4 protein-coding genes and 1 pseudogene are annotated in these 5,276 nt (G+C 31.8%); all 5 read left to right on the plus strand.

The window, feature by feature from the left end:
- A pseudogene (locus ABWO04_RS09600) lies at window positions 1–628 on the plus strand (bifunctional phosphoribosylaminoimidazolecarboxamide formyltransferase/IMP cyclohydrolase); the annotation flags it as partial.
- A 142-nt stretch (window positions 629–770) separates the two neighbouring features.
- Window positions 771–1,799 carry a rod shape-determining protein gene (locus tag ABWO04_RS09605; protein ID WP_291240904.1) on the plus strand — a complete coding sequence of 343 codons (1,029 nt, stop codon included), beginning with the start codon at window positions 771–773 and terminating at the stop codon, window positions 1,797–1,799.
- 11 nt (window positions 1,800–1,810) lie between these two features.
- On the plus strand, window positions 1,811–2,644 hold the full coding sequence (gene mreC, locus ABWO04_RS09610; RefSeq protein ID WP_353079502.1) for a rod shape-determining protein MreC: 834 nt from the start codon (window positions 1,811–1,813) through the stop codon (window positions 2,642–2,644).
- A 2-nt stretch (window positions 2,645–2,646) separates the two neighbouring features.
- Window positions 2,647–3,153, plus strand: a complete 507-nt coding sequence (locus tag ABWO04_RS09615) for a rod shape-determining protein MreD (protein ID WP_353079503.1) — start codon at window positions 2,647–2,649, stop codon at window positions 3,151–3,153.
- Entirely contained in the window at window positions 3,150–5,102 is a 1,953-nt protein-coding gene (mrdA, locus tag ABWO04_RS09620) for a penicillin-binding protein 2 (RefSeq protein WP_353079504.1), read from the plus strand. The genes ABWO04_RS09615 and mrdA overlap by 4 nt, the downstream gene beginning before the upstream one ends.
- Window positions 5,103–5,276 lie beyond the last annotated feature (174 nt).

Genomic DNA, 5,276 nt, shown 5'->3' on the forward strand with positions numbered 1-5,276 from the left:
CGTACTTATTGCGAATGGAAATATTGATATAGCAACAGCTGAAGAAATAAATAAACTATTTTGCGAAGTGGTTATCGCACCATCATACGACCAAGAAGCTATTGATATTTTAGAAGAAAAAAAGAACCGAATCATTTTAGTAATTAACGATGTGGCTTTACCTGCCAAAAACATTCGTACGTGCTTAAATGGTGTTTTGGTTCAAGATAAAGACAATATTACCGATTCAGCTGAACTATTAAAAACAGCTACAAAAACAGCTCCTACAGCAGAAGAAATTGAAGATTTATTATTCGCATCAAAAATTTGTAAACACACCAAATCAAACACGATTGTTTTTGCAAAAAATCGTCAACTTTGTGCTTCTGGTACAGGACAAACTTCAAGAGTTGATGCCTTAAATCAAGCCATTGAAAAAGCCAAAACATTTGACTTCGATTTAACTGGTGCTGTTATGGCAAGTGACGCTTTTTTCCCATTTCCTGATTGTGTAGAAATTGCAAATAAAGCAGGAATTACAGCAATTATACAACCAGGCGGATCTATAAAAGACGAATTAAGTATTGATTATTGTAACGCGAATAATGTAGCGATGGTGATGACTGGAGTACGCCATTTTAAACACTAAAAAAAGCTAAAAAATACCACTATTTTAAAACGCATTAAAAAATATTTTTTTAATGCGTTTTTATTTTAAATAATTCCAATTTATTTTTATACTTTTGTTAGTTGAATAGATTTACACAAAATACTAAACCCTTCTAATAAATATGGGATTTTTTGACTTTATGACTGAGGACATCGCAATTGACCTTGGTACCGCAAATACACTAATAATTCACAACGATAAAGTTGTTATAGACTGTCCTTCAATTGTTGCGAGAGACAGAATAACTGGAAAAATAATTGCTGTTGGTAAAGAAGCCAACATGATGCAAGGAAAGACCCACGAAAATATAAAAACAATTCGTCCACTAAAAGATGGAGTAATTGCCGATTTTGATGCGTCTGAAAAAATGCTTCAAATGTTAATTAAAAGCATTCCTGCATTAAAGAAAAAATTATTTACACCAGCACTTCGTTTAGTAATTTGTATTCCTTCTGGAATTACAGAAGTGGAAATGCGAGCTGTAAAAGAATCTGCAGAGCGTGTTAACGGAAAAGAAGTATACTTAATTCACGAACCAATGGCAGCTGCAATTGGTATTGGAATTGATATTATGCAACCGAAAGGAAATATGATTGTCGATATCGGTGGTGGAACTACAGAAATTGCAGTAATAGCATTAGCAGGAATTGTTTGTGATAAATCTGTAAAAATTGCTGGTGACGTGTTTACGAACGACATTATTTACTACATGAGAACGCAACACAATTTATTTGTGGGAGAAACTACTGCAGAAAAAATTAAAATACAAATTGGTGCTGCGATTGAAGACTTAGAAAGTCCTCCTGAAGATATGTCGGTTCAAGGTCGTGATTTATTAACTGGAAAACCAAAACAAGTTGATGTTTCTTACAGAGAAATTGCAAAAGCATTAGATAAATCTATTCAAAGAATTGAAGATGCTATTATGGAAACGTTATCTCAAACACCACCAGAATTAGCCGCAGATATTTACAACACAGGTATTTATTTAGCCGGTGGAGGTTCAATGTTAAGAGGTTTAGATAAACGAATTTCATTGAAAACAGATTTACCTGTTTATATCGCTGAAGACCCTTTAAGAGCGGTTGTAAGAGGAACTGGAATGACACTTAAAAACTTAGCAAAGTACAAAAATATCTTAATTAAATAAGCACGTAATACATGCAGCAAATTATAATTTTTCTTATAAAAAACAGCTATAAATTGCTGTTTTTGCTGCTTTTGGGTATTTCATTAACGCTTACAATTAAATCACATTCTTATCATAGAAGTCAGTATATTAATTCTTCTAACGCATTTTCAGGTTACACGTATAGCCAAATAAATAGCGTTAAAGAATATTTTGGACTGCAACAAAAAAATGAAGATTTAGCTAGAGAAAACGCACGGTTAAAAGAAATTTTATTCAACAAAAAAGACACAATTTTAGAAAGTAAAATTGTAGTACCGAATATTTTATCGGATTTTGTTGTGAGACAAGCAAAAGTGATAAAAAATTCTTACACCAAACAAGAAAACTTTTTAACGTTAAGTAAAGGTTCTTTTGAAGGTCTGAAAACCGATATGGCTGTAATTAGCGATAAAGGTGTGGTTGGAATTATTGAAAAAACATCAAAAAACTTTGCTACAGTAATCAGTATTCTTCATACTAAAAACCCATTAAACGGAAAGATAAAAAATTCTGATCATTTTGGCTCTATAACCTGGGATGGAAAAAATGCTGGATATGTACAACTTATTGATGTGCCGAAATTAGCCACATTAAAAAAAGGCGATACTATTGTAACTGGAGCGCAATCTGCCATATTTCCTGAAAACATTCCAATTGGAAAAATCGAACAAATTTTTGCAGAAAAAACCAGTAACAAATTTGTTATCAATGTAAGACTTTTCAACGATATGACGTCCCTTGGTTATGTGTACGTTATTGAAAATAAAAAGAAAAAAGAAAAAGAAGCGCTGGAAGAAGCAACAGAAAAAGATCCAACTAAGTAATAATGAACAGTAACTTCATTTTAAATTTAATCCGTTTTATTGTTTTGCTAACAATACAAATTGTTGTGCTTGAACAAGTGAGATTTGGAGGCTGGATTAATCCTTATTTGTATGTGCTTTTTATAATTTTATATCCAATTAACTCTAATAAATCTGGTTTTTTAGCCGCAAGTTTTTGTTTAGGATTAATTATGGATTTATTTTGTGATAGTGGCGGTGTTCATGCAACTGCTTCTTTACTTTTAGCTTATTTTAGACCTTTTTTCTTAAAGTTTGCTTTCGGTTTAAGTTACGAATACCAAACTATCAGAATAGCTGATAAATTATCCGTAGACCGATTTACGTTTATCATGTCTGCAATTGTTTTTCATCATTTAATACTTTTTAGTTTAGAATTATATCGAATCGATTTGTTTTTTGAAATCATCACGAGAACAATTCTGAGCACTATTTTCACATTTGCAATTTGTATCATTAGTATTTATTTAATAAAACCAAATAAACGATGAGAAAGACTTTATTACCAACCCTTATCATTATATCATCTATCCTGTTATTGGTTCGTCTTTTTTATTTACAAATTATTGATGATACCCTAAAAATAAAATCGGAAAACAATGCCATTAAAATAAAATTCGATTTTCCCGAACGTGGTTACATTTACGATAGAAACGGTAAACTTTTAGTTGCCAATCAGCCATCATATGACATTATGGTTGTTCCAAAAGAAGTGAAAGAAATTGACACTCTTGAATTTTGTACTATTCTTCAAATCACAAAAGAAGAATTTATTGAGAAAATAGAGAAAGCAAAAATTTATAGTCCAAGATTACCTTCTCTTTTTCTTTCCCAATTAAATAAAACGGAATTTGCTGGATTTCAAGAAAAAATAAGAAAATACAATGGTTTTTATATTCAAAAACGTTCTTTAAGAGAATATCAAACCATTCATGGTGCCAATATTTTTGGATTTATTACACAAGTAAACGATGCTATAATTAAAGATAATCCTTATTATAAAAGTGGTGATTTAATTGGCCGTCAAGGAGTGGAAGAAGCTTATGAAGAAATTTTACGGGGTGTAAAAGGTGTAAAATATATTCTAAAAGACAAACACAATAGAGAAATTGGTTCATACAAAGAAGGAAAATTTGACACAATTGCCAAGCAAGGTAGCGACGTAACCCTTTCTATAGATGGAGAATTGCAAAAATATGGGGAAGAATTAATGGTTAATAAGCGCGGTGGAATTGTAGCAATTGAACCCAGTACAGGTGAAATTTTAGCTTTAGTTACTGCGCCCTCATACGATCCGGCTTTATTAGTTGGTAGACAACGTTCAAAAAATTATACGAAATTATATAACGATTCAATTGCAAAACCTTTATTTGATAGGGGTTTATTGGGTGAATTTCCTCCAGGATCTCCTTTTAAAATTCTTACCGGTTTAGTTGGTTTACAAGAAGGCGTTATTGATACCCAAACATCATTTACGTGTAATCATGGCTTTTCATACGGACGTGGTGCATTTATGCGATGCCACTGCCCTGGTGGTGTGGTGCAGTTAAATTTCGGAATTTATAAATCTTGTAACACCTATTTTGCAAATGTTTACAAGCGCACAATTGATAAATACAAAAGACCAAAAGATGGTGTAGATGCTTGGTCTAACCATTTAAAAAGTTTTGGTTTAGGAAAATTTATGGGATATGATTTGCCTCCAGGGAGAAAAGGACATATTCCAACTTCAAAATTCTATGAGCATTTTTATCCAAATGGTGGATGGCGTTCTACAACTATTATTTCAAATTCAATTGGTCAAGGGGAAGTTTCTATGACGCCTATTCAATTGGCAAATATGATGGCAACTATTGCAAATAGAGGTTATTATTACACACCTCATATTATAAAAAACATCAAAGGAAAAAAAATTGATTCAAAATACACCACCAAACATGTTACAACTATTGATAGAAGACATTTTGACCCTGTAGTAAATGGTTTATTTGATGTATACAATAAAGGAACAGCTTTTGGATTAGGAGTTGATGGATTAGAAATTTGTGGGAAAACGGGTACTGCTGAAAATTTTGCCAAAATAAATGGAAAACGCGTTCAGCTTGAAGACCACTCAGAGTTTGTAGCTTTTGCGCCAAGAATTCGCCCGAAAATTGCAATTGCAGTGATTGTAGAAAATGGGCATTTTGGAAACACTTGGGCTGGACCTATAGCTACTTTGATGATTGAAAAGTATTTAAATAAGAAAATTACTCGAAAAGATTTAGAAAAACGAATGTTAGAAGGGAATTTAAATTATCAATATCGAAAATTATATCCGAGCAAAGATTCTGAATATAAACCAAAATTAACTAATGCAGATTCGCTTCAAATGAAATTAAAATCGAAAAAAGAAACGGACGCAGAAAAGAAGAAAAAAGAAGCAGAAAAGAAAAAATAATTTTTTATTTTTAACATCCTAATCATTCCAAATAAAAAGGAAAATTAAGTCAAATGAAAAACCAAGATATAAGTAATTCCATCGATTGGATAAGCATTTTGTTGTACTTCATACTCGTTGTTTTTGGATGGATGACTATTTATTCCGTAACGGTTCCTGCAAATCAAGAATACA

The sequence above is a fragment of the Flavobacterium sp. genome (assembly GCF_040382755.1).
In the GTDB taxonomy this organism is placed as follows: Bacteria; Bacteroidota; Bacteroidia; order Flavobacteriales; family Flavobacteriaceae; genus Flavobacterium.